The sequence below is a fragment of the Photobacterium sp. SKA34 genome, from assembly GCF_000153325.1.
Taxonomy (GTDB): domain Bacteria; phylum Pseudomonadota; class Gammaproteobacteria; order Enterobacterales; family Vibrionaceae; genus Photobacterium.
Genome location: NZ_AAOU01000028.1, coordinates 16,891 through 39,818 on the forward strand (window position 1 = coordinate 16,891; position 22,928 = coordinate 39,818).

17 protein-coding genes are annotated in these 22,928 nt (G+C 42.3%); 12 read left to right on the forward strand and 5 right to left on the reverse strand.

Going from position 1 to position 22,928, the window contains the following annotated elements:
- Positions 1-318, reverse strand: coding sequence for a met regulon transcriptional regulator MetJ (gene metJ / locus SKA34_RS00560; protein WP_005371859.1), 318 nt, complete (start codon positions 316-318; stop codon positions 1-3).
- 304 nt (positions 319-622) lie between these two features.
- Here metJ and SKA34_RS00565 point away from each other — a divergent pair, with 304 nt between their 5' ends.
- Together SKA34_RS00565 and SKA34_RS00570 are read left to right on the forward strand one after the other, a co-directional pair.
- Positions 623-1,789, forward strand: a complete 1,167-nt coding sequence (locus SKA34_RS00565; protein WP_006643549.1) for an O-succinylhomoserine (thiol)-lyase — start codon at positions 623-625, stop codon at positions 1,787-1,789.
- The gene (locus SKA34_RS00570; protein WP_006643550.1) at positions 1,789-4,203 is read left to right on the forward strand and encodes a bifunctional aspartate kinase/homoserine dehydrogenase II; all 2,415 of its coding nucleotides are present in this window, start codon (positions 1,789-1,791) and stop codon (positions 4,201-4,203) included. Before SKA34_RS00565 ends, SKA34_RS00570 begins: the two co-directional genes overlap by 1 nt.
- A gap of 138 nt (positions 4,204-4,341) precedes the next feature.
- Here the strand turns inward: SKA34_RS00570 and SKA34_RS00575 are convergent, their stop codons facing one another.
- Both SKA34_RS00575 and ppc read right to left on the reverse strand, forming a co-directional pair.
- Positions 4,342-4,905, reverse strand: coding sequence for a PadR family transcriptional regulator (locus SKA34_RS00575; RefSeq protein WP_006643551.1), 564 nt, complete (start codon positions 4,903-4,905; stop codon positions 4,342-4,344).
- 409 nt (positions 4,906-5,314) lie between these two features.
- Entirely contained in the window at positions 5,315-7,945 is a 2,631-nt protein-coding gene (ppc, locus tag SKA34_RS00580) for a phosphoenolpyruvate carboxylase (RefSeq protein ID WP_006643552.1), read from the reverse strand.
- 625 nt (positions 7,946-8,570) lie between these two features.
- On the opposite strand from ppc, the gene argC reads away from it, so the two are divergent.
- The 4 genes from argC to argH all read left to right on the forward strand — a co-directional run bounded on the left by argC (position 8,571) and on the right by argH (position 13,626).
- On the forward strand, positions 8,571-9,584 hold the full coding sequence (gene argC / locus SKA34_RS00585) for an N-acetyl-gamma-glutamyl-phosphate reductase (RefSeq protein WP_006643553.1): 1,014 nt from the start codon (positions 8,571-8,573) through the stop codon (positions 9,582-9,584).
- 10 nt (positions 9,585-9,594) lie between these two features.
- Positions 9,595-10,374, forward strand: coding sequence for an acetylglutamate kinase (argB, locus tag SKA34_RS00590; RefSeq protein WP_006643554.1), 780 nt, complete (start codon positions 9,595-9,597; stop codon positions 10,372-10,374).
- Between the two features lie 73 nt (positions 10,375-10,447).
- The gene (locus SKA34_RS00595) at positions 10,448-11,656 is read left to right on the forward strand and encodes an argininosuccinate synthase (protein WP_006643555.1); all 1,209 of its coding nucleotides are present in this window, start codon (positions 10,448-10,450) and stop codon (positions 11,654-11,656) included.
- 92 nt (positions 11,657-11,748) lie between these two features.
- Positions 11,749-13,626 (forward strand): argininosuccinate lyase, encoded by a 1,878-nt coding sequence (gene argH, locus SKA34_RS00600; RefSeq protein ID WP_006643556.1) that lies wholly within the window; start codon positions 11,749-11,751, stop codon positions 13,624-13,626.
- A 153-nt stretch (positions 13,627-13,779) separates the two neighbouring features.
- Here argH and SKA34_RS00605 read toward each other — a convergent pair whose 3' ends face one another.
- Positions 13,780-14,508, reverse strand: coding sequence for a glutathione peroxidase (locus SKA34_RS00605; RefSeq protein WP_006643557.1), 729 nt, complete (start codon positions 14,506-14,508; stop codon positions 13,780-13,782).
- A gap of 155 nt (positions 14,509-14,663) precedes the next feature.
- Between SKA34_RS00605 and oxyR the strand changes: the two genes are divergently transcribed.
- Positions 14,664-15,575 carry a DNA-binding transcriptional regulator OxyR gene (oxyR, locus tag SKA34_RS00610; protein ID WP_006643558.1) on the forward strand — a complete coding sequence of 304 codons (912 nt, stop codon included), beginning with the start codon at positions 14,664-14,666 and terminating at the stop codon, positions 15,573-15,575.
- A 76-nt stretch (positions 15,576-15,651) separates the two neighbouring features.
- Here oxyR and SKA34_RS00615 read toward each other — a convergent pair whose 3' ends face one another.
- Positions 15,652-18,222: a penicillin-binding protein 1A gene (locus SKA34_RS00615; RefSeq protein WP_006643559.1), complete on the reverse strand. Its 2,571-nt coding sequence runs from the start codon at positions 18,220-18,222 to the stop codon at positions 15,652-15,654.
- A gap of 148 nt (positions 18,223-18,370) precedes the next feature.
- Here SKA34_RS00615 and pilM point away from each other — a divergent pair, with 148 nt between their 5' ends.
- From pilM to SKA34_RS00640, 5 genes are read left to right on the forward strand one after another with little or no spacing between them, the layout of a single operon-like run.
- Positions 18,371-19,354, forward strand: a complete 984-nt coding sequence (gene pilM, locus SKA34_RS00620) for a type IV pilus biogenesis protein PilM (RefSeq protein ID WP_006643560.1) — start codon at positions 18,371-18,373, stop codon at positions 19,352-19,354.
- A complete protein-coding gene (locus SKA34_RS00625) occupies positions 19,351-19,956 on the forward strand; it encodes a PilN domain-containing protein (protein ID WP_006643561.1) in 606 nt (201 codons plus the stop codon). Before pilM ends, SKA34_RS00625 begins: the two co-directional genes overlap by 4 nt.
- A gap of 1 nt (position 19,957) precedes the next feature.
- The gene (locus SKA34_RS00630) at positions 19,958-20,572 is read left to right on the forward strand and encodes a type 4a pilus biogenesis protein PilO (protein ID WP_006643562.1); all 615 of its coding nucleotides are present in this window, start codon (positions 19,958-19,960) and stop codon (positions 20,570-20,572) included.
- A gap of 3 nt (positions 20,573-20,575) precedes the next feature.
- Positions 20,576-21,091, forward strand: a complete 516-nt coding sequence (locus SKA34_RS00635) for a pilus assembly protein PilP (protein ID WP_006643563.1) — start codon at positions 20,576-20,578, stop codon at positions 21,089-21,091.
- A 13-nt stretch (positions 21,092-21,104) separates the two neighbouring features.
- Entirely contained in the window at positions 21,105-22,829 is a 1,725-nt protein-coding gene (locus SKA34_RS00640; RefSeq protein WP_157044433.1) for a type IV pilus secretin PilQ family protein, read from the forward strand.
- Positions 22,830-22,928 lie beyond the last annotated feature (99 nt).

Consider the following 22,928-nt stretch of genomic DNA (forward strand, 5'->3'; position numbering starts at 1 on the left):
TTATTCATTAATGTCTTCGTAGCTAATGCCCATCGCGTCCATTAATGCTTTTGCTTCTGCAGGTAAATCGTCTGGACGATCTTTACGAATGTCATCATCAGTAGGAAGCGGTTGACCTGTGTAGGCATGAAGAAAGGCTTCACAAAGTAATTCGCTATTTGTTGCGTGGCGAAGGTTATTCACCTGACGACGAGTACGTTCATCAGTCAGAATCTTAAGCACCTTTAATGGAATCGAAACAGTAATTTTTTTTACTTGTTCGTTTTTCTTACCGTGTTCCGCGTAAGGGCTAATATATTCGCCATTCCACTTTGCCATGTTTTACCTTCTCAGCGATATTTGGGTTAATAATGGTGGTAACAGGAATCGACATTTTCTGTTAGCTACGGGGATTGTAGGGTGGCGATATTACGTGAACATCGCGGTTTTGTCCCGTATTGAACAGAAAAATTACAGTAAGGTTGTTACCATTATTTTGTTATGGCTGAATTTTAGCGGGATTTACTGCCATAAGCAAAGACATATAGACGTCTAGGTGTGTTGACGTCTTGTTTTGTAGTGGTTAAAGTTGTTATAAATTTATTATCTTGGGTTAAATCCTGCCCCGACAAGGAATGTTTGTATGAGTGATAAGCGACTGGCGACAATTGCAGTAAGAACCGGTATTGATGTTGACTCTCAATATAATGCTGTTGTTCCTCCTATTTATTTAACGTCGACCTATAGCTTTCCAGCTTTTGGCGAAGTACCGCAATATGATTATTCTCGTTCGGGCAACCCAACAAGAAATACGTTAGCTGACGCGCTTAGTGAGATGGAAGGCGGTGCTGGTGGTGTGGTAACCAGTTGTGGTACGGCTGCGATGAATTTATTAGTTACGGCATTATTAGGCCCTGATGATTTAATTGTTGCGCCGCATGATTGTTATGGTGGTACTTATCGATTATTTAATACTCGCGCCAATAAAGGTGACTTTAAGGTTGAGTTTGTTGACCAATCTGATCAAGAAGCACTGGCTGCCGCTTTAGAAAAAAAACCAAAATTAATCTGGGTTGAAACGCCGTCTAACCCATTAGTGCGTGTGATTGATATTGCGTCTCTGTGTCAGCAAGCAAAAGCCGTGGGTTGTCTCGTTGCTGTAGATAACACTTTCCTATCGCCACTGTTACAACAACCTATTGTATTAGGGGCTGACTTTGTTGTTCACTCAACAACTAAGTACCTCAATGGACACTCGGATGTGGTTGGTGGGGTACTGATTTCAAAAGATGCCGAAATGGCAGAAACTATTGCTTGGTGGGCGAACTGTATTGGTGCTACTGGCGCACCATTTGATGCTTACCTAACTCTGCGAGGTTTACGTACATTATCACCACGTATGAGAATGCATGAAGAGAATGGCGTAGCGGTACTCGATTACCTTCAGCAACAAGCGATGGTGGGTACTATTTATCATCCAAGCCTTCCATCACATCCCGGTCACGAGATTGCCAAACGTCAGCAAAAAGGCTTTGGCTCTATGATGAGTTTTGAGTTTGCGGGTGATCAAGCCCAACTTGAAGTGTTTGTGAAAGAGTTAAAACTGTTTTCACTGGCTGAATCGTTAGGTGGCACTGAAAGCTTAATTGCTCATCCATCAAGTATGACTCACCGTGCTATGTCAGATGAAGCACAGGCAGAAGCAGGGATCACAACCTCATTATTACGTCTTTCAGTTGGTCTTGAAGACCCTCGTGATTTAATTGAAGATATTGATCAAGCCTTTAAGCTCGCAGCGGAGGCCCACTAATGACAAAAGCATTACGCCAATTACATAAATTTGGCGGTAGTAGCTTAGCCGATCCTGAGTGCTATCACCGAGTAGCGGATATTCTGGCTGAGTATTCAAACAATGAAGATTTAATTGTTGTTTCAGCCGCAGGAAAGACAACAAATCAACTTATATCATGGTTAGCGCAATTAGAAAAAGATGGCCGTCAAGCACATGAAACCTTGTTATCTGTGCGCAGTTATCAGCAACAATTAATTGAGTCTTTGCTTTCTTTACCGACAGCAGAACGTTTGATTGCGTTGTTACATGATGACCTATCAACGATTGCTCGCTATGGTGAAAGTACTATTAGTCCAGCACTTCGAGGCACTATCCAAGGGTATGGTGAAATATGGTCTGCGCGATTACTAGCTGCATTATTGTGCCAACGTGACTTACCTGCCAAAGATTTGGATTCTCGGTTATTTTTACGCGCCGAACACGCCGCACAGCCAGAAGTCGATAGCCGATCATCGAAGCCATTATTGCAACAGCAGTTTGCACAGCATAGCCATCACCGTTTAGTGATCACAGGCTTCATGGCCCAAAATGGTCAAGGGGAAACCGTCTTACTTGGTCGCAATGGTTCAGATTATTCTGCGACAATTATTGGTGCGTTAGCAGATGTTTATCGAGTCACGATTTGGAGTGATGTCGCTGGGGTTTATAGTGCTGATCCACGTAAAGTGAGCGATGCCTGTTTATTACCGTTATTACGATTAGATGAAGCCAATGAGCTTGCTCGCCTTGCTGCCCCTGTTTTGCATAGCCGTACATTACAACCTGTGGCGCAAAGTGCGATAGATTTAACACTGCGCTGTAGCCATCAACCAGAATCAGGTTCAACGCGAGTAGAGCGTGTTCTGGCATCCGGTCGAGGGGCAAAAATTGTCTCTTCGCTTGATGATGTGTGTTTGATTGAAGTTGACGTACCACGAGGTATGGATGTTCAACATGTACGCGAAGATGTTGAGCGTTTATTGTCGCGCCATCAACTAGCGCCTTTAGCGCAAAGTCTAGAGCAGAGTAAAGGCCGTATTATGCTGGCTTATACTCGAGAGGTGGTTAATGACGTATTAAATTTATTGCAAGATAGCGGTACACCTGCCGAATTACGGTTGCGAGAAGGCTTTTCAATGGTTGCAGCCGTGGGCGCTGGGGTGATCAATAACCCTGTTCACTGTCATGGCTTTTATCAGCAGCTAAAAGGCTTACCGGTTGAGTTTATGACAGAAGCTGATTCGGGATTAAGTTTGGTTGCGGTATTGCGTCATGTTGAAACTGAAAGTTTGGTTAGTGACATTCACCAAGCGCTCTTTCAAGCTCAAAAACGCGTAGGGCTAGTACTTTGCGGTAAAGGCAATATTGGTACCCGTTGGCTTGAATTATTCGACCGAGAGAAATTAGCGTTAGAAAAACGTCATGGTTTAAGTTTCACTTTAATAGGGATACTCGATAGTCGTCGTGGTTGGATGAACTTTACAGGTATAGATCCCTCACTAGCACTGACACAATTTGAACAAGAAGCAATAGAGTATCAAGAGAGTGCACTTTTTTCTCACCTTGCGAATGCTGATTATGATGATGTGATTGTGCTTGATGTAACTGCAAGTAGTGAGCTGTCAAAGCGTTATGCTGAAATAGCTGAACACGGTTTACACTTAATTTCAGCGAATAAAGTGGCGGGCTCTGCGAGCAGCAAAGACTATCATGCGGTGATTGATGCGTTTGCGAAAAGTAGCCGTCATTGGTTGTATAACGCGACAGTTGGTGCTGGGCTTCCGGTGAATCACACTGTTCGTGATTTACGAGAGAGTGGCGATCAGATCATCGCTGTTTCTGGTATTTTCTCAGGCACCTTGTCTTGGTTGTTCCAACAGTATGATGGCAGTGTGCCATTTTCTGAGTTAGTAGAACAAGCATGGCAGCAAGGACTCACTGAGCCAGATCCTCGCCACGATTTAGATGGCAGTGATGTGATGCGTAAGCTCGTGATATTAGCCCGTGAATCAGGCCTAGACATTGAACCTGAGCAGGTAAAAGTTGAAAGCTTAGTCCCAAGCGATCTTGCAACATTATCTGTTGAGCAGTTTTTTGAGCAAACCCAAGTACTTGACGAGATTTTAGCCGAGCGATTAGAAAGTGCGCGTGAGGAAGAAAAAGTTCTGCGTTATGTGGCTCGATTAGATCGTCACGGTAACGCCTATGTTGGTGTTGAAGCCTTACCACAAGAGCATGCGCTAGCTAATTTACTTCCGTGCGATAATATCTTTGCTATTGAAAGTCATTGGTACCGTGATAATCCGTTAGTGATTCGAGGACCAGGAGCAGGGCGTGATGTGACTGCTGGTGCATTATTATCAGATATAAATCGTCTGGCGTGTTTACTGTAACGGTTTGATAAAATGTTAAAGCCCGCTTGTTATTGGCGGGCTTTTTATTTTTTAAAAGCAGCGTTGCGATTAGTTTGTGCCGTAAAAAATAAACCGCAGTAAACTGCGGTTTATTTATTTTATGAGGAAGATAACGAATTACAGCGCAACAGGGCTGCCGTTACTGTCCATATCTTTTAGCTCAACAAGCACTTCTTCAGCCCAGTCAATCCAGGCTTGGCGGTTATGTAAACCACGACGAAGTGTTAAACGATCTAAGCGTTGTTGGCGGTCCATTGACTTATAATCACCGAAATGAAGTTTTTCTAGCTCTTTGTAATGGCCGATCAGTGTTTGAGATTCATCGATCAATGCAGCAAGTTGCTTTTGCATTGGTTCTGAATTGTGAACACCACAAACTAACAGCTTTGCTGAGAACTCATCGCGAGTTGTGGGATTACGTGCAGGCTCTTCAAACCAATTAAATAGTGCTTGGCGACCAGCATCTGTGATGGCATAGACTTTACGATCAGGCTTACCCTCTTGAGGCTCAAGTCGACATGTTACTTGATCGTTAGTAGCCATCTTATTTAATTCACGATACACCTGCTGGTGGCTCGCTTTCCAAAAATAGCCAATACTATGAGAAAACTCTTTAGTTATATCATAACCCGTTGCTTCTCTGTTGCTCAGCACGGTTAAAATTACGTGTGGTAGTGACATCTCTTCTATCCGTTAAATACGTCAAATAAAAATAACAACCGAACTAGATTACATACGCTTCGTAATGGCGTTTTTTATTTATAATCTTAATATCTTATAGATCGGTTGCGACCGCATACAATATCATTAATTTGCTTAATATCGATACTTCAAGATGAAATATCTGATATACGGGCTTGCAAATTTATTATCTTGTGACCTTACTTCGATAGCGAAAAATCACTTGCACGATTAAGACTTGAATAATCTTATACATCTTCTCTCATATCGAAGTTACAACTATCATAGCTCTGTTAAGAAACTTTATGCTGTATCAATATTGAGACAAAAAAGATTTTTCTTAACATATCGATAAATAACGGGGAAAAAAAAGGGCCAGCAAATGGCCCTTATTAATTATCGCAATCTGCTAGCCAGTATTACGCATACCTGTCGCAATACCAGCAATAGTAACCATTAATGCTTCTTCAAGTGCTGAAGGTAACTCTTCCTGCTGTCGAGTTCGATATAACAGTTCTGCCTGTAGCATGTTAAGAGGTTCAACATAAATGTTACGTAATCGAATGGATTCTGCACCCCAAGGGTCTTGTTCCATTAAGTGATCGTTATTTTCAACCGTTAATACGGCCTTAATATCTTTACCCAATTGATCACGAAGCTTTTGACCTAATGGCCATAGAGACTCGTCTGTTAGACGCTCGTCATAGTATTTAGCAATACCTGTATTGGTTTTGGTGTAAACCATTTCAAGCATACCTAGACGTGTAGAGAAGAAAGGCCACTCTCGGCACATATCTTCTAACAATTTCGCGTGACCTTTGTTTATTGAATACTGAATTGCTTCACCTGCACCCAGCCATGCTGGTAGCAATAGACGGTTTTGACTCCATGCAAAAATCCATGGGATCGCGCGTAAGCTTTCTACGCCACCTTGCGGATTACGTTTCGCCGGACGAGAACCTAGAGGCAGTTTACCTAACTCAAGTTCAGGCGTAGCAGCGCGGAAGTAAGGAACAAATTCAGGATCAACACGCACAACATTACGGTAAGCTTCACAAGAGACTTCAGACAACACATCCATCAGTTCACGCCATTCTTGTTTAGGTGCTGGAGGCGGAAGTAGGTTGGCTTCAAGTGTTGCACTCGCGTAAAGGCTCAAACTATTGATAGCGACTTCTGGTAAACCTAACTTAAAGCGGATCATTTCACCTTGCTCGGTCACACGTAAGCCACCTTTTAAGCTGCGTGGTGGTTGAGATAATAGTGCGGCATGTGCTGGTGCACCACCACGACCAATACTACCGCCACGGCCATGGAATAAGGTAATTTCAACACCAGCTTGTTCGCAGACATCAACCAGTTTTTCCATAGCGCTATATTGCGCCCAACCTGCTGACATTACACCCGCATCTTTAGCTGAATCAGAGTAGCCGATCATGACCATTTGGTGGTTTTGAATAAAGCCACGATACCAGTCAATATTCAGTAGTTGCTCAATAACATCTGCACCATTATTCAAGTCATCCAGAGTTTCAAATAATGGACAGACATCCATTCTAAATGGACAGCCTGCTTCTTGCAGTAGTAAGTGAACTGCAAGTACATCAGAGGCCGTACGCGCCATTGAAATTACGTATGAGCCTAATGCTTCACGGGATTGCTCAGCAATAGTTTTACAGGTTTCAATGACTTCTTTAACCTCTGCAGATGGCTCCCAATCACGAGGAAGGAGTGGGCGTTTTGATGATAGTTCACGAACAAGGAAAGCAATTTTATCTTGCTCGCTCCATTGATCGTAATCACCCAGTCCAAGGTAACGAGTAAGTTCTGAAATTACATCTGAATGACGAGTACTTTCTTGACGAATATCTAAACGGACTAAGTGTACGCCAAAACATTTAACGCGACGTAATGTATCAAGCAGTAGACCATCAGCAATAATAGCCATGCCACACTCATGCAATGATTGGTAACATGCATGCAGTGGGCCCCACAGCTCTGCAATATCTTCAATAACAATATCGGAGGCGGGTTTTTGACCATGAATTTTCGCATCAAGGTTGTCACGAGTATGAACCAGCTTAGTGCGTAGCTGTTTTAGGATCGCGCGGTAAGGTTCATGTTCTTCGCCTGCAAGCTCACGCACCGTCTCGTTGCACTGAGTCATGGATAATTCGTTGATTAACTCTTGAATATCATTGAGATAAAGATCAGCCGCTTTCCAGCGTGATAAAGCGAGCACTTCACGTGTCACATTCGAAGTAACAAATGGATTACCATCTCGGTCTCCACCCATCCACGAAGAGAAGGTGACTGGTGATGCGTCAAGAGGCAGGGCTTCGCCAAGGTGTTGCTGTAATTTTTCATCAAATAGGCGAAGAAATTCTGGTACCGCTTGCCATAATGAATTTTCAATAACAGCATAGCCCCATTTGGCTTCATCAATCGGGGTTGGACGTTGCTGACGAATAACATCTGAGTGCCATGCTTGTGCAATAAGCTGTTCAAGACGCTGTTCAATACGTGCTCGTTCAGAGGTTGATAACTCGCTAAGCTCTAATTGAGATAAACATTTATTAATCTGTACCAATTTGTGAATCATGGTACGTCGAGCAATTTCTGTTGGGTGTGCTGTGAGCACCAAATCAATGTTAAGTTCACGAACCGCTTCAATAGAATCAAGCTGATTGACGTCATTATCGGTCAGCTTATTAAATAGCTCATCGAGGGCATCAGGGCTGCATAATGTGGTTTCACATTGACGAGATATAGTATGGTATTGCTCTGCAATATTCGTGAGATTCAGGAATTGGCTAAAGGCACGAGCAACTGGAAGTAATTGATCATCGGGTAAGTTCTGTAGCTCATCGATAAGCTTTGCACGATCTTCTTCACTACCAGAATGTGCTGACTTAGATAGTTTACGAATAGTTTCGACTTTATCTAACAGTTCGTCACCATGTGCCGTTTTAATGGTATTACCAAGCAGGTGGCCTAGCATACTTACGTTACTTTTTAACGTGCTGTATTTCTCATTCATATCGCATCCATCTCGTAATTTAGTTACATCCAATTTAAACTTCTAACAGACAATCTATCCGTGATCTCACTTTGAGGTCAACTATCATTACATTTATAAGCGTTAAAACCGCTCTATTTTGATTTTGGTCATAAATGTGATTGAAGTCTGTAATTTTGTTTCATTATTGCTCTTTTGCTAACAAATAACAGTTAGTAATAATATTGTCTCAAACTGATGTCAAATCGATGAATGATGAAAGTGTTACGAAAAGATAAAGAAAAAGTTTCGAAAGAATGGTGAAAGTGAGGTTTTTAAGGCTTTTCTGTTGACAGTACGTTAATTAATCAGTAAACATATAAATGCAACGTAAACGAATATTTTATTGTTTTATTTAGCCGTAACCTGAGCAAGGAATGCCGGGTCTCCATTGTTAATTTAGGATGTTTTAACATGAACCAAGCGAAGCTTTTTACTCATACCTTCCGACGACGCTAAGTCATATTCGCTTGGTGCGTATGCGCCCCTCTTATTTGCTGTTTTCAGCACTCCTTGTTACACGTTACTGCTGCGAAAATATAAAGACTAAAGCCAGATTTGCGCCTAAACGGTAACAACAATCATTAGACTAAAAATGGAATTTGTAATGTTAAAGACTCTAATTATCGGTGCAAGTGGCTATACCGGCGCAGAACTTGCGAAAATGGTGGTTAAGCATCCTCATTTAGAACTTGCGGGTTTATTTGTTTCTGAAAATAGCCTTGATGCAGGTAAACAGCTAAGTGATTTACATGGTCAATTGAAAGGCATTGTTGATTTACCGTTACAACCTTTAATCAGTCCAACTGATATAGCTAAAGATGCTGACGTTGTTTTACTTGCCACGGCTCACCAAGTCAGCCATGACCTTGCTGTCAGTTTTCTTAATCAAGGGTGTCAGGTTTTTGATTTATCCGGTGCCTTTCGTGTGAAAGGTGATGATTTCTATACCCAGTATTATGGTTTTGAACACCAGTATTCAGATTGGCTTGAACAAGCGGTTTATGGTTTAGCTGAATGGAATCATGATCTAATTGCTAACGCACAATTAATTGCTGTTCCAGGCTGTTACCCAACAGCTTCACAATTAGCGCTTAAACCATTAATTGAAGCGGGTTTACTCGATACCGAGCAGTGGCCAGTGATTAATGCGGTCAGTGGTGTGTCTGGCGCTGGTAGAAAAGCGACCATGACTAATAGTTTCTGCGAAGTAAGCCTCCAAGCTTACGGTTTATTTTCCCACCGTCATCAGCCTGAAATCAGTACTCACCTAGGCCGAGACGTTATTTTTACCCCGCATCTCGGCAACTTTAAACGCGGGATTCTTGCAACGATTACAGCGAAATTAGCTGACGGCACTACATTAGATCAGGTAACAGAAGCCTTTACTCTTGCTTATGCATCTTCATCAGATACACATGCGGTACGACTGTTAGGAACACAAGCGGCACGTCTACAGAATGTGGTGGGTAATTGTTTCTGTGATATTGGCTGGCATGTGGATGGTCAACATATCATTTTAACATCAGCGATTGATAACCTTTTGAAAGGGGCTTCTTCGCAAGCGATGCAGTGCATAAATATTCGAAATGGTTTCCCGCAATTAACAGCTTTAGCGTAGGAGTTCGATGATGAGTCAGGGTCCATTGGTCATCAAATTAGGTGGTGCAGTACTTTCATGCACAGAAACCTTAGAAAAGTTATTTTCGGCGATTAATCATTATCAAGCTAATTCGCAGCGCCCATTAATGTTAGTGCACGGTGGAGGGTATTTGGTTGATGACTTAATGGCAAAACTGCAACTACCGATAGTGAAAAAACAAGGTTTACGCGTAACGCCTAGTGATCAAATTGCTCTTATTGCTGGTGCATTAGCAGGGACTGCGAACAAATTACTTCAAGGGCAGGCGATTAAGTCTGGCGTAAAGGCTGTAGGACTCAGTCTGGCTGATGGCGGTTTGTGTGAAGTTTCACAATTAGATCCAGAATTAGGCTCAGTGGGTAACGCTAAGCCGGGTAATGGCACTTTCATCACACAAACAATGGCGGCAGGTTATATGCCTATCATTAGCTCAATAGGTTTAGACGGGCAGGGCGAGTTGATGAATGTCAATGCCGACCAAGCCGCTGTTGCTGTTGCCGCCGCCGTTGATGGTGAATTGGTATTACTCTCTGATGTGAGTGGTGTATTAGATGGTAAAGGGCAGTTAGTTGAAGCGTTAACAGAAGCCGAGGCTGAATCGTTAATTGAACAAGCGGTGATCACCGATGGCATGATTGTCAAAGTACGCGCAGCATTTGATGCCGCAAAAGCGCTAGGCCGTCCTATTGAAGTGGCGAGTTGGCGTTCCCCTGAAAAATTAACAGCACTATTTGATGGCGAAAGCATCGGTACCAAATTTACGTTGTAATTGAATTTAAGTTAACAATATTTAGCACATCGCCTGAACGGAATAACCGCAAGGCTGATAAGGAGAACAGCATATGAGCAAGATTAATAAAGTTGTATTAGCCTATTCTGGCGGTTTAGATACATCGGCTATCATTCCATGGTTGAAAGAAAACTATGATTGTGAAGTTGTCGCATTCGTAGCTGATGTGGGTCAAGGCGAAGAAGAGCTGGTTGGTATTGAAGAAAAAGCATTGGCTTCAGGAGCTTCATCTTGTTACATCGCCGATCTTAAAGAAGAGATGGTGAAAGATTATATCTACCCATCCTTAAAAACCGGTGCTGTGTACGAAGGTAAATACCTACTGGGTACTTCAATGGCGCGTCCAATTATTGCTAAAGCACAAGTTGAATGTGCATTGGAATTTGGTGCAGATGCGTTATGTCATGGATGTACTGGTAAAGGTAACGATCAGGTACGTTTTGAAGGTGCATTTGCCGCACTAGCACCACAGCTTAAAGTAATTGCTCCTTGGCGTGAATGGGATCTACGTAGTCGTGAAGCGCTATTAGATTACCTTGCTGAGCGTGATATTCCATGTACGGCATCGCTTGAAAAAATTTACTCTCGTGATGCGAATGCATGGCACGTATCAACAGAAGGTGGGGTGTTAGAAGATACATGGAATGCACCCAACGATTTATGTTGGGTATGGACAAAAGATCCAGAACAAGCGCCGGATCAAGCGGAAACAGTCACGCTACTGATTGAACAAGGTGAAGTCGTTGCGGTTGATGGTGAAGCGATGACGCCATACAACGTGCTAACGTACCTGAATGAAAAAGGTATCGATCACGGTGTTGGTCGTATCGATATTGTAGAAAACCGTCTAGTCGGTATGAAGTCTCGTGGTTGTTATGAAACACCCGGAGGGACGATTATGATGGAAGCGCTACGTGCGGTAGAGCAGCTAGTACTCGATAAAGAATCGTTCGATTTCCGTCAAACATTGGGTCTTAAAGCGTCACACCTTATCTATGATGGTCGTTGGTTCACGCCATTATGTCAGTCATTAATTGCAGCTGCTGATGAGTTAGCAAAAGATGTGAGTGGTGAAGTGGTCGTTAAGCTGTACAAAGGTCAAGCAACCGTGACTCAGAAGCGCTCAACTAACAGCTTATATTCTGAAGAGTTTGCGACCTTTGGTGAAGATGATGTTTATGATCACAGCCATGCTGGCGGTTTCATTCGTCTTTACTCACTAGCAAGTCGTATTCGTGCTTTAAATAGCCAAAAGAAATAACAAAAACAATCACGGGGCTCCCTACTTAAGCCCCGTTTGATCACGCCATAGCAAGATAAGCAAGTCGATACGTAGAGCAAAGGAGAAGTACCATGGCATTATGGGGCGGACGTTTTAGTCAGGCAGCTGACACACGGTTTAAACAATTCAATGATTCACTGCGTTTTGACTATCGTCTAGCAGAGCAAGATATTGTTGGCTCAATCGCATGGTCTAAAGCCCTACGTCAGGTTGATGTATTAACTGAGCAAGAGCAGCAAAAGCTTGAGTTAGCATTGAATGAGTTAAAGCTTGCTGTGATGGAAGATCCTGAGCAAATTTTACGTTCAGATTCTGAAGATATTCATAGTTGGGTAGAACAACAGTTGATCGCTAAAGTCGGTGATCTTGGTAAAAAGCTTCATACTGGACGCTCACGTAATGATCAGGTAGCGACCGATTTAAAATTATGGTGTCGTCAGCAAGGTCAGCAATTGCTATTAATGCTTGATCGCTTTCAACAGCAGTTAGTGACAGTCGCACGTGATCATCAAGCCACGGTTCTTCCGGGTTATACCCACCTTCAACGTGCGCAACCCGTGACATTTGCCCATTGGTGCTTAGCCTATGTCGAAATGTTTGAGCGTGATTATTCTCGTTTAACCGATGCGCTCGATCGTTTAGATACCTGTCCTTTAGGCTCTGGCGCACTAGCTGGTACTGCCTATCCGATTGACCGTGAAGTCTTGGCTCATAGCTTAGGTTTCCACCGTGCAACGCGTAATAGTTTAGATTCAGTATCTGATCGCGATCATGTGATGGAACTTCTTTCTACTGCTTCTATTTCTATGCTTCATCTATCACGTATGGCAGAAGATTTGATCTTCTACAACTCAGGTGAATCTAACTTTATTGAGCTAGCAGATACAGTGACATCAGGATCATCTTTGATGCCACAAAAGAAAAACCCAGATGCATTAGAACTTATTCGTGGTAAATGTGGTCGTGTTTATGGCGCGATGACTGGCATGATGATGACAGTGAAGGCGTTGCCGCTTGCGTATAACAAAGATATGCAAGAAGACAAAGAAGGCTTGTTTGATGCACTCGATAGCTGGCATGACTGTATGGAAATGGCGGCGCTTTGTTTTGACGGTATTCAGGTTAATAAAGACCGTACCTTAGAAGCTGCAATGCAAGGTTATTCGAATGCGACAGAGCTTGCTGACTATTTAGTGGCGAAAGGCATTCCATTCCGTGAAGCGCACCATATTGTCGGTGTTGCTGTGGTTGCTGCAATTGCCAAAGGTTGCGCATTAGAAGAGTTATCTCTTGAGGAGATGAAGCAATTTTCTGAAGTGATTGATGATGACGTGTATCCAATTCTGACTATTGAATCGTGTTTAGATAAACGTTGTGCACTGGGTGGCGTTGCGCCAAATCAAGTCGATTATGCGATTGGTCAAGTAGAGAAGCGGTTAGAAAAACGTTACTCACCAAGCGTGAAGGTTCGTGGTGCTCGTTTAACGGATCTTGATGCGATTGAAGGTATGGTCGTGTACTGGGCGGGGCTTGGTGAAAACCTACCACGTAATCGAAATGAATTAGTCCGTGATATTGGCTCATTTGCAGTTGCGGAGCATCATGGTGTCGTGACAGGTTGTGCGTCGTTATATGTTTATGATTCAGGGCTTGCGGAAATTCGCTCTTTAGGTGTTGAAGCAGGTTGGCAGCAACAAGGACAAGGTAAAGTAATTGTTGAGCACTTGCTTGAAAAAGCCGAACAAATGGCAATTAAGAAAGTCTTTGTATTAACACGTGTCCCAGAGTTCTTTATGAAGCGTGGCTTTATCCCTACATCGAAATCATTATTACCAGAAAAGGTAATGAAAGATTGCGATCGTTGTCCGCGTCAACATGCATGTGATGAAGTCGCGCTTGAAGTTCGATTGGATCAAGAGCAGCGAATTCCGACGGTTAATGTTGCCTAACGGTTACTATGCGAATTATTTAGATTAAAAAAAGCCCTCATCAGAGGGCTTTTTATTTGGAGAGTTGTTGCGGTTTTGTTTTTGCTCACCAATTAAACTGCAGGTTTTAATTGATGAACAATCTGGACCACAATCTAGACAATGTTTGAAAACTTAGCCTAGGTAAGTTTCTAACTCTTCGCTACCACCGATGTGCTTACCACCGATGAATACTTGAGGAACCGTACTACGACCCGTAATAGCACGTAAAGAAACGGTAGTCGCATCTTTTCCTAGAATAATTTCTTCATACTGTAGACCTTTGTCGATCAAGTTTTGTTTTGCTTTCACACAGAAAGGGCAACCAGGTTTAGAGAATACGGTAATCGATTCTTGTAACTTTTGCTCTGGTGCGATGTACTTCAGCATAGTGTCTGCGTCAGAAACTTTGAATGGGTCGCCTGGTTCTTCATTTTCAACGAACATTTTTTCAACTACGCCATTTTTAACCAGCATGCTGTAACGCCATGAACGAGCACCAAAACCTAGATCATCTTTCTCAACAAGCATGTCCATACCTTTAGTGAACTCACCATTACCATCGGGAATGAAAGTGATGTTTTCAGCGTCTTGATCGGCTTTCCATGCATTCATTACGAACGTATCGTTTACAGATACACATAAGATGTCATCCACGCCATTTTCAGCAAATACTGATGCTAACTCGTTGTAACGAGGTAAGTGGCTTGAAGAACATGTTGGTGTAAATGCGCCAGGTAGACTAAATACGACAACGGTCTTATTAGCGAATAAATCTTCAGTTGTTACGTCAACCCACTGATCACCTTTACGTGTGTGGAAAGTAACTTGTGGTACAGCCTGACCTTCTTTAGATGCGAACATAATGTAATCCCTTAAAAATAGAAATAAGTCTGATGTAATCGGAGTGCTTAATCATTTGCTCCGTTTACTGTAGTAATTATGTAACTTTACTCTTGATAGCTCCAATCGTTTACTGCTATGGTTTCAATAGTTAAATCCTATTACAAGACATGCTAATGAATATTCGTGATCTGGAATATCTTGTTGCTCTTTCTGAGCACAAACATTTTCGCAAAGCAGCTGAAGCTTGTTACGTCAGCCAGCCCACATTAAGTGGACAAATTAGAAAACTAGAAGATGAGCTAGGTGTTTCATTATTAGAAAGAACTAGTCGTCGAGTATTGTTCACTGACGCAGGCCTGAGTTTAGTCGCTCAGGCACAGAAAGTGTTGCTTGAAGTCAAAATACTTACAGAACTTGCTAGTGTGCAAGGGGAAAGTATGTCGGGACCGCTGCATATTGGTTTTATTCCTACGGTTGGTCCGTACCTGTTACCGCAAATTATCCCAAGCTTAAAAGAAGCATTTCCTGAGTTAGAACTTTTTTTGCATGAAGCGCAAACCCATCAATTGGTTCAACAGTTAGAAGAAGGCAAATTAGATTGCATGATTTTGGCTGCGGTAAAAGAAAGTGAGCCGTTTATTGAGTTACCGCTCTATGATGAGCCGATGATGTTAGCTGTGCCTGAAACGCATAAATGGGCGAGTGAAAAAGATATTGATATGTCTTTGTTGCAGGGTGAAAGTTTATTGATGCTAGAAGATGGACACTGCTTACGTAATCAAGCTCTTGGCTTTTGTTTTGCTGCCGGTGCGCGTGATGATGGTCGCTTTAAAGCGACCAGTTTAGAAACGTTACGTAACATGGTTGCTGCGGGCAGTGGTATTACGTTATTACCACAATTGGCAAGCCCGAACGAGCATTGTCGTGATGGGGTGTGTTATATCGCAGCAAAACATCCACAGCCAACCCGCTTGATTACATTAGCCTATCGTCCTGGTTCGCCACTTAAAGCGCGATATGAAAAGCTCGCTGAAGTGATCAAAGAAAAAATGCCAGAAGTTTTTGCTAAGCATACTCAACCGTAATACCTGAAACTATTTCTGTTATTTAAAATAAAAAAAGAGCGCTCATTGAGCGCTCTTTTTGTATACGTAACAACGTTTAGAACAACTCTTCAGCCGTTTCTGTATCAAATTTTTGCTCTGAAACCGCTTGTTGTACAGAGCGTGTTGGCTCAGTCCCTTTAATGAAATACTCATACATTGAGCTTGCATCATTACGGTTTGACAGCTGACCTGTTGCACGGTCGATACGCACTTTTACAATATCACTTGGAATTTGCTTTTCTTGTTCAGGGGTGTTTTTCAACGCCTGACGCATAAAGTTAATCCATGCAGGCTGCGCGGCAGTACCACCAAATTCATGACGGCCTAGATCACGGCGGAAGTTATCAAATCCAACCCAGGTTGTAGCAACAATATTTGGACCAAAACCTGTGTACCAAGCATCTTTCGCTTGATTCGATGTTCCCGTTTTGCCACCGATATCATGACGTTTAAGTACTCTTGCTCTAAAGCCTGTTCCATATGGATGGCCGGGCTCACCCCAGATGTTACTTTTTAGCATTTCGCGCACAAGGAACGCATTTTGCTCGCTGATCACCTCTGGTGCGTAGCGAACTGCTGGCATAGGTATCACTTTTTCAAGGTCTGCCGGCGTTGGTTTTTCTGTTTCTGTCAGTGTAGTGGTAGAAACAGTGGTATCTGTCGATGGATCTAATTTATGATCTTCAACTGCGGTTGCCATTGCCACTTGCATTTTTGCTTGCGGGTTTTTCGCTTGACATGCATCGTTACAAACAATGGCAGGATCTGCGTAGTAAATTAACTGGTCATCATTATTATCGACTTTGTTAATTAAGAACGGTTCAACAGCATAGCCACCATTTACAAATACAGAGTAACCTTGAACTAGCTCTAGTGGTGTTAAGCTGCCTGCACCTAGTGCGATAGGCTCTGCGCGAGGTAAATCAGCACGTTTAAAACCAAAGCGTGTTAGATAATCAATGGTGAAATCTAATCCTGCAATGCGAAGAGCACGAATAGCCATTACGTTTATGGAACGCGCTAAACCAATACGGGCACGAGTTGGACCACCGTATTTACCGCCAGAGTTCTTTGGTCGCCATGCTTTTCCTTGCCATTTGTCCCATTTAGTAATTGGCGCATCATTTATTAGGGTTGCAAGGGTTAAACCTTTCTCTATTGCAGCGGAGTAGATAAACGGTTTGATACCTGAGCCCACTTGACGAATAGATTGCGTTGCACGGTTAAATTTACTTTGGGTGTAATTAAAACCACCAATCATTGCAAGTATCCCTCCGTTATCAGGAGACATCGCAACAAATGCAGTATTAGCAGCGGGGACTTGGCTAAGTAACCATTGATTCGTGGTGGCTGCTGCACTGTCTTTTTTATCACTCACAGTACTTTGGTTATGTTGAACCCAAATTTGTTGGCCTGCGGTAAGGATATCACTGGCTTTTTGTGGGGCAGGCCCCTGACTTGAGTCAGATAGGAATTTACGGGCCCATTTCATACCATTCCAATCAATAGTGGCAATATCCCCCTTTTTAGTCACGATAGCTGCGGTCTTACCATTAACTTTCGTTACGACTGCAGGGATAAGCTGGCCATAGATAGGTTGGTCTTGAAGTTTATTTACAATTTGATTGGCATTTAATACCGGCTGTCCTGGTTTCCAAAGAACCGCTGTTGGGCCACGGTAACCGTGTCGGCGGTCATAACTTAGCAGATTATTTACTGCGGCTTGCTGGGCATCAAGCTGAAGTTTGCTATTAATGGTCGTATATACCTTCATGCCTTTTTCATACGCAGCAGGACCATAGCGATCTACCATCCATGCACGAGCACGCTCTGCAACGTAAGGTGCATAAAGTTGAATTTCTGCGCCATGATAGCGAGAGACAATAGGTTCAGCGCGCGCAGCATCCATTTGTGCCTTGGTGATGTAGCCTTCATCAAGCATACGACCTAAAACAACATTACGGCGAGTTGTTGCTCGGTCAATGGAATAAATTGGATTCATTGTGGATGGCGCTTTTGGTAAGCCCGCAATAACCGCAATTTCAGATAACGTTAGTTGATCAACCGTTTTACCAAAATACACTTGCGCTGCTGCACCTACACCATAGGAACGATAGCCGAGGTAAATTTTGTTTAAATAGAGGTCAAGTATTTGATCTTTTGTCAGCAACTTTTCAATGTGAATAGCAATGAAAGCTTCTTTGACTTTACGCATGATTTTCTTCTCATTGGATAAGAAGAAATTTCGTGCAAGCTGTTGGGTTATAGTACTGGCACCTTGTCGAGCAGAGCCTGATGTCAACACGACAAAAGCTGCACGGGCAATACCGATGGGATCGACGCCAGGGTGCTCATAAAAACGACTATCTTCTGTCGCAATAAAAGCTTCTCGCATGAGAAGAGGAATTTCATCTAATGTAAGAGGTATACGTCGCTTTTCACCAAACTGTGAAATCAGTTTACCATCTGCGCTATACACCTGCATCGGTGTTTGCAGTTCGACATTTTTTAATTCTGCTACATCTGGAAGGTCTGGCTTTACATACAGGTAAAAGCCGAAAATAGTACCAACTCCAAGAATTATGCAAATTAATGCAAGTATTAGTAATCGCTTTATGAACTTCACTTGAGATTTCCCGTTACGCCATCGTGCTAATTGTCATTATCCATTATCTTTCAATTACTAGTATAAAGATAACAAAAAGAAAATTAATGCCATTGATGGTGTTTATTCGAAATAGTTTGTTTTTTCGCCACATGGGAGCATAACACGGATGTTTCGGAACCCATTAAGTGTTGGGGTAGATATTGGTAGCCATAGCATAAAAGCTGTGGCGCTACAGCAGAAAAAAGATCAGTTTGAATTGGCTGCATACGCTGAGGTTGAATTAACCAAATCGGTAATCAATGAACAGCATAATGTAAATGCGACAGCATTGTTGTCAGCGATACGTCAATTAAAGAAACAACTGCCATGGCAAGCCAAAAACGTTACTTTAGCCTTACCTGATAGTGCTGTAATCAGCAAAGTTGTTCAACTCGATACCAGCCTCAATGAAGATGAGGCTGAGTTTGCGATTGTCCAAGCCTTAGGCGCTGCGTCCCCTTTTCCTGTCGAAGAATTGTGGTTTGATTATTTCCCAATGGTGAGTGAACGTTTCTCAGAAGCTGCCACTACAGCACCATATCAAGTATTTGCTTCTCGTAAAGAAACCATCGATAGCCGCGTTACTGTTTTAAAGAAAGTTGGCCTTAAACCAATGGTCGTTGAATTACAGACCAACGCATTGTTATGGCTAACAGAATATTTATCTGAGATAGGCAGCCAGTATATACAGTGGGGACTGGTTGATGTCGGTAAATGCCACACAGAATTTTGCATGAAACCAGAAGGTAGCAACGCTTACCATCGTGAAATTCGCTTTGGTACCAGTCAGTTTGAGGATTCACCATATCAACAAGGTATTGATGAAGATAATACTGTCGAGCGTTTTACAGAGCAATTTGCAGAACAATTAAAGCGCCAAATTCAGCTTTATAACTCAACACATCCTCGCTGCAATATTAAAGGGTTATGGCTTGCTGGTGGTTGTCAGTCTTTGATTTCAGATGCGCTATTAAAGCAGTTAGTGGGATTAGAGGTTGTTTGGATAAAACCGTTTGAACATTTTAGCCTGCCGAAGAAAGTGACATTACCGAGTGATATGTCAGGTCAATATGCTGTCGCGACCGGATTAGCATTACGGGGGATGGCATGATCGATAAATTAAACCTTCTGCCGTGGCGTGAAGAGCGTCGAAAACAACATAAACAACGTTTTATAGGGCTTATAGCATCTGCTGTGTTGGTCGCTTTTTTAGCGAATTATGGGGTAGTTCAATACCTAGATTTGCAAAAACAACAACAACAAGTCCGTAATAACCAATTTCAACAAGAAATTGATTTACTCGAAAAACGATTAGCTTTTCTACCTAAGTTAGAAGAGCAGCGTAAAGCGATTCAGCTGAGGCTAAACGTGATTGCTGATATTCAACAATCGCGAAATCGTGCAACGCAGTTATTGAATCAATTACCGAATGTTGTACCGGGCGGTGTATATCTTGAATCATTAAATTTGAACTCACAACGAGTAGGCATTAAAGGGGTGGGGGATTCTAACGGTCACTTAGCTGCATTACTGGGTGGAGCAGAGCAATCTAAATGGTTTATTAATGTTGATATGCACTCCTTGGTGACGACCAAAGGTAGTCAGTCTGAACAGCTTTCTCAGTTCAATGCTTCTTTTGATTTAACTGTACCTTCTTTTGCGCAACCCAAAGTAAATAAAGTCGCAAAAAAAGACATCAATAAGGGGCAGTGATATGGCTGATTGGCAAGAACTTGAATTAGATGAAATCACTGAATGGCCTTTGCTGCCTCAATGTATTGTGGCAATTGTCTTAGCTGTGGCATTAAGCGCGTTTGGTTATTGGTATTGGGTTAGTCCAAAGAATGATCAACTTGAGCAAATGAAACAAAAAGAACAGATCCTTAAATCACAGCTAGTAAGTCGAGCTTCACAAGTGGCCGCACTACCTCGGGTTAAAGAGCAGGTTGCAGAATTAAACCGTCGTTACAATGAAATGATTGAACAGTTACCGGAAGAACAAGAGCTAGCAAGTTTTTTAGCGGGAATTAATGATATCGGTATCAATAATGGTTTGGTGTTCCAATCAATCAAATGGGCACCCAGAGTTGAGCACGAGTTATATTACGAATTACCTATCAATATGCAGCTGACGGGGAATTACGAACAAATTGGTAAGTTTGCGGAAGCAGTTGCGCGCTTGCCTCGTATTGTTAACTTAAACAATGCTGAGTTAAGTCGAGTTAAGCCGTTAGGTCAGCCCGATGAGACCTTGTCTTTGAAAGTCTCTGCAACGACCTATCGTTTCAAGACACCAAGCCAAGAAAAGATCAATAGTGATGAGGGCTAAGCTATGAAAAAAGTAGTGTGGTTATTACCTATTGTTATTGGTTTAGTTGGGTGTCAGGCCAATGATGATTCTGTCGCAGAGTTTATCGCAACGACCCATAACGAAGCAAAAGCGCGAGTTAAGCCTTTGCCTGAACCTTTTGTCTTTGAGGCTGAAAAGTTTGTAATGACGAGCACGCGAGTACCGTTTGTTAAGCCAATTCCAGAGCAGTTACTGGCCAAGAAAGAGACGGGCAAGTGTTGGCAACCACAACTTGATCGTCAATTAAGTAAGCTTGAAAAGTTTGCGTTAGAAAAACTATCAATGAAAGGGGCTATTGGGAACAAGAAGCAACTTTGGGGGTTAGTTTTTACACCTGAAGGCGACTTAATGAAAATTAAGCAAGGGCAATATATTGGTCTTAATCACGGTAAGGTACTTACGGTTAGCGACAAAATAATTGAAATCGAAGAAGCATTACCAGATGGAAAAGGATGTTGGCTTAAACGACCTACTAAACTGGCGCTAGTTCAGCAGTAATCAAGGATAAGTTATGAAAAGGAATGTGTGGATGTTAAGCCGCCAGTATCTAGCAACACTTTGGCTGTTATGCTGTGGAGCATTAGCTTTTCCGAGTGTTGCTGCTGTACCTGCAGCTGGAATGATTGATAATCAGATTCAAGCCATTGATTTTCTTCGTGATGGAAAAGGACGAGGGGTATTAACCGTTCGTTTAGATAAGCCGCAATCGTTAGTTGATTTACGTCGTAATGGTAACAAACTACAGTTAGATATTTTTGATACTGTACTAAAAGATGACATGGTTTATACGCTTGATGTTGTTGATTTTTCAACTGTTGTTAATAGTATTGAAACTATGCGTGTGTCAAAAGGTGCGCGTTTAATTTTCAATATGAAAGACAGCTACGATTATGATTACAATCTACGTGGTAAGCGTCTTGAAGTTATCATTGAAAAGCGTGTGAAAAAAGTAGTAAAAGGCACCAGCTCTAACGCCAAGATTAACTACAAAGGTAAGCCGATTTCAATTAACTTCCAAGATATCCCAGTGCGTAACGTTCTGCAGTTAATTGCTGACTATAACGACTTTAATTTGGTTGTCTCAGACTCTGTTAGCGGTAATGTCACGCTACGTCTTGATGATGTGCCTTGGCCGCAAGTGTTAGATATTATCCTGCAATCAAAAGACTTAGATAAGCGTGTTCGTGGCTCTGTATTATTGGTTGCCCCTAAAGCGGAGCTCACAGCAAATGAACACCAGGTAATGGAAGCTAAGCGTAAGCAGCAAGAGCTGTTGAGCCTACGTTCTGATCTGATCCAAGTTAACTACGCAAAAGCAACTGATATTGCAGAGCTTTTAAGTGGAAATGCCGATGGTGTTGGTATGCTCTCTGAGCGTGGTTCTTTGCATGTTGATGAACGTACGAATGCGCTCATCATCAAAGATACCCCTGATAATATTCGTAGTATCAAAGATATTGTGTCGTCACTTGATATTCCGGTTAAGCAGGTACAAATTGAAGCGCGTATTGTTACCATTAATGAAGGTGATATTGATGAGCTAGGTGTGCGTTGGGGGGTATCGAAAGTTAATGGCGACACAACTGTTGGTGGTTCAATTGAAGGTAACTTAGCAAGCTCTGGCTTATTAGGTGAAAATGCAAGCGTTGATGATTTTCTTAACGTAAATTTAGGCGCTGGTGCAGGTGCGGCCTCAATAGCATTCCAGGTGGCAAAACTAGGTAATATCTTACTTGATTTAGAGCTGTCGGCCTTACAGACTGAAAATAAAGCAGAAATTATCTCCAGTCCTCGTTTGATGACAACTAATAAGAAAACGGCGTATATCGAGCAAGGTACAGAAATCCCGTATTTAGAAGCATCATCTAGTGGTGCAACATCGGTATCGTTTAAAAAAGCTGTACTGAGTTTAATGGTTACACCGCAGATTACACCGGATGATAAACTCGTGTTAGATCTTGAAGTGACTCAAGATAACAAAGGTGAAGATGTTCCTACAGGTACGGGGACTGCGATTTCTATTGATACTCAACGTATTGGTACTCAAGTACTGGTGAATAACGGCGAAACAGTGGTTTTAGGCGGTATTTACCAACACAGTATGACCCATGTGACACGTAAGGTACCACTATTAGGTGATATTCCAATATTAGGTGCATTATTCCGTCATAAAATGGAACAAATGGGTAAGCGTGAATTACTTATCTTCGTGACACCTAAAATTGTTATTCAGTAGTCTTTACTGCTAATCAACAAACCATAAAAATTTAGCTACACTGTTAAAGCAACGGATGGATCCTTATTAAATTAGTTCCATCCGTTGTTTTTATGGGGC